Genomic DNA, 2,361 nt, shown 5'->3' with positions numbered 1-2,361 from the left:
CCCCCCGACAGCCGGCCCGCCCCTCCGAGAGGACCCCCCGATGAGCAGCACCGTGCCCTGCCTGTGGTTCGACGACCAGGGCCTGGCCGCCGCCGAGCGCTACGTCTCCCTCTTCCCCGGCTCCGCGATCACCGGCACCACCCCCGGCCCGGGGCAGGCTCCGCTGACGGTCTCCTTCCGCCTGGGCGATCGGGAGTACCTGTGCCTCAACGGCGGTCCGGGCTTCCCGCCCACCGAGGCGTTCTCGATCCAGGTCCTGTGCGCCGACCAGGCCGAGGTCGACCGCTGCTGGGACGGCCTGCTCGCCGGCGGCGGCAGCGAGTCGATGTGCGGCTGGCTCAAGGACCCCTGGGGCGTGTCCTGGCAGGTGGTCCCCACCCGGCTCGGCGAGCTGCTGGGCGACCCGGACCCCGACCGCGCGCAGCGCGCGCTGCAGGCGATGCTCGGGATGCGCCGCCTCGTCGTGGCCGACCTGGAGGCCGCCGCCGACGGCCGCGCGCAGGCACCCGCGAGCACCCGCGGGTGACCCTGCGGCGGGGTCGACGTGACACCGCGTGAAGCTCCGCGCGGTGCCGTGGGAGGATCGTGTGCCGAAGCGGGAACCACGATCCCGGCGAGCCAGAGACAAGAGGTGTCCACATGGTCGATCGACAGCGTGTCGTCATCGTCGGGGGTGGCTTCACCGGCCTGTACGCCGGCAAGAAGCTCGAGAAGCTCCTCCCGGCCTCCACGGCGGAGCTGGTGATCGTCAGCCCCACCGACCACCTCACCTACAGCCCCCTGCTGCCGGACGTCACCGCGTCCGTCATCGAGCCGCGCCACGTCGCGGTCTCGCTGCGGCAGGCCCTGCCCAAGCACAAGCTCGTCGTCGGCCACACCACCTCGGTCGACGTCGAGGCGAAGACGATCACCATCTCCCGCAGCGAGCGCGGCCAGGTCGAGCAGGGCACCCAGGTGCTCTCCTACGACAAGCTGATCCTCGCCCCCGGGTCGGTGACCCGGCGCTTCCCGATCCCCGGCGTGGCCGAGTCCGCCCGCGGCGTGAAGACCATCACCGAGGCCGCGTTCGTGCGCGACCACCTCATCGCGCAGCTCGACGCGGCGGACGCCCTGCCCGACGACCCGCGCTTCGACGCCGAGCGCGCCGAGCGCATGACCGTCGTCGCGGTCGGCGCCGGCTACACCGGCACCGAGATCGTGGCCCAGACGCAGCGCTGGCTGACCCGGGTGGCCGACCGCTACTCGCGCATCGACGTCAAGGACGTCCGCTGGCTGCTCATCGACGTGGCACCGGCCGTCCTGCCGGAGCTCGGGCCGCGCCTGGGCCAGTACGCGCTGTCCGCCCTCAAGGGCCGCGGCATCGACGTGCGCCTGGGCGTCTCCGTCGCCTCCGTCGAGGGCAACGTCATCAACCTCACCGACGGCGCGGCGATCCCCTCGCGCACCCTCATCTGGGGCGCGGGCATCGTCGCGAACCCGCTGATGGCCACCCTGGGCCTGCCGCTGGACCGCGGCCGCCTCGTGGTGGACGCGCAGATGCGCGTCGCCGAGGACATCTGGGCCGCCGGTGACGCGGCCGCCGTGCCGGACCTGGCCAAGCCGAAGCCGGCCGACGGCCCGCAGCCGGTCACCCCGCCCACCGCGCAGCACGCGCAGCGCCAGGGCACCCAGGTCGGCAAGAACGTCGCCGCCAGCTTCGGCATCGGCGTCGCCAAGGACTACGTCCACAAGGACCTCGGCCTGGTCGCCGACCTCGGCGGCACGACCGCGGTGGCCAAGCCGCTGGGCATCGAGCTGACCGGCTTCCCGGCCAAGATCGTCGCCCGCGGGTACCACCTGTACGCGCTGCCGGCGATGAGCAACCGCATCCGGGTGCTCACCGACTGGGCGCTGCACGCGGTGCTGCCGCCGCAGTCCGTGGCGATCAACGCGACCCGTCCCGAGGACGCGCTCATCACCACCGCGCAGAACACCGAGATCTACCCGAAGGCCGAGGACAAGCCGAAGGTCGGCTGACCCCGGCCGTGGTCGGCGAGGAGGCGGTGGCGTTCGTCGCCGCCTCCCTGCGGACCAGCACCGCCCGAGCCCGCCGGCTGGCGCACACCGCGCTGCCGGCGGGCTTCGCGCGTTCGGTGGCCGGCGCCGCCCGGGTGCTGCTGGTGGAGGGCGCCACCGACGCGGCCGTCTTCGGCGTCCTGCTGGAGGGCAGCGGCGTGCGGGTCGCGGCCGCCGGCGGCAAGCACGTGCTGCCGCTGGCGGCCGCGCTCTGCCGCGCCCACGGCGCCGCCGTGCACGTGGTCCTCGACGGCGACGGCGGCGCGTGGCGGCGCTCGCCCACCCCCTCGCGGGCCCGCGCCACCG

3 protein-coding genes are annotated in these 2,361 nt (G+C 74.6%); all 3 read left to right on the top strand.

The annotated features are described in order from the left end of the window. Positions 1–40 precede the first annotated feature (40 nt). A complete protein-coding gene (locus GTQ99_RS22270; protein ID WP_166617865.1) occupies positions 41–526 on the top strand; it encodes a VOC family protein in 486 nt (161 codons plus the stop codon). A 113-nt stretch (positions 527–639) separates the two neighbouring features. After that, the gene (locus tag GTQ99_RS22265; RefSeq protein ID WP_166617864.1) at positions 640–2,016 is read left to right on the top strand and encodes an NAD(P)/FAD-dependent oxidoreductase; all 1,377 of its coding nucleotides are present in this window, start codon (positions 640–642) and stop codon (positions 2,014–2,016) included. 26 nt (positions 2,017–2,042) lie between these two features. Further along, the coding region (locus GTQ99_RS22260) for a TOPRIM nucleotidyl transferase/hydrolase domain-containing protein (protein WP_205708028.1) at positions 2,043–2,361 on the top strand (319 nt) is incomplete at its 3' end.

The sequence above is a fragment of the Kineococcus vitellinus genome, from assembly GCF_009906315.1.
In the GTDB taxonomy this organism is placed as follows: domain Bacteria; phylum Actinomycetota; class Actinomycetes; order Actinomycetales; family Kineococcaceae; genus Kineococcus; species Kineococcus vitellinus.
This window is presented reverse-complemented; position numbering and strand designations above follow the sequence as displayed.